Consider the following 634-nt stretch of genomic DNA (forward strand, 5'->3'; position numbering starts at 1 on the left):
AGCTACAGACAGAGAGATTTGCAACCATTTCAACTATTGATTTTGAAACAAACGCTCCAAATGTTAGTGCCATTTCGTGGTTAGTAGCTCCGACTAAACAAAAAATTCGATTTGCCGTAGATGTCAAATCGAGGATTGTAGAAAACATTAAACATACGAATAAAGCAGTGGTAAATATTCTTGCTAATGAATCATGCTACTCAATCAGCGGAATAGCTGAGGTAGTGCAGGAAAAGTTAGAAGGAGTAGCTTTAAAGCTGACACTAATTGAACTAGATATTAATGAAGTAAGAGATGTCATGTTCTATGGCTCTAAGATTTCAGTAAACCCTTCATATGAAAAGACCTATGATCCAGTAGCAGCCGCTAAACTCGATAAGCAAGTAATTGAAGCGATAAAAAAAGCTTAGCAGCGGCCTGCCGCTAAGCGACTTTCTTATTCATTTTTTTGAAGATGATTATTAGATTGTTTTTCCTGCTCATTCTTTAAATTTTGCTCTTGTTTATTATTTAATTTTTGATTGTTTGTATCTGTTGAACTAGGATTTCGGCGGATTTCTTCTGCAAATTCAGGCATCACTCGGTTTACAATGGCTGCTAATTCATCTAAAAATCCTGTAACCGGCCGACCTTT

At 36.3% G+C, this 634-nt stretch carries 1 protein-coding gene and 1 pseudogene; one reads left to right on the plus strand and one right to left on the minus strand.

Going from position 1 to position 634, the window contains the following annotated elements:
- A partial coding sequence (locus AC27IT_RS27830) for a hypothetical protein (RefSeq protein ID WP_487092268.1) occupies positions 1 to 410 on the plus strand: 410 nt, incomplete at its 5' end.
- Between the two features lie 26 nt (positions 411 to 436).
- On the opposite strand, the pseudogene AC27IT_RS27835 reads toward AC27IT_RS27830, so the two are convergent.
- A pseudogene (locus AC27IT_RS27835) lies at positions 437 to 634 on the minus strand (YhcN/YlaJ family sporulation lipoprotein); the annotation flags it as partial.

The organism is Brevibacillus sp. YAE8 (genome assembly GCF_057543335.1).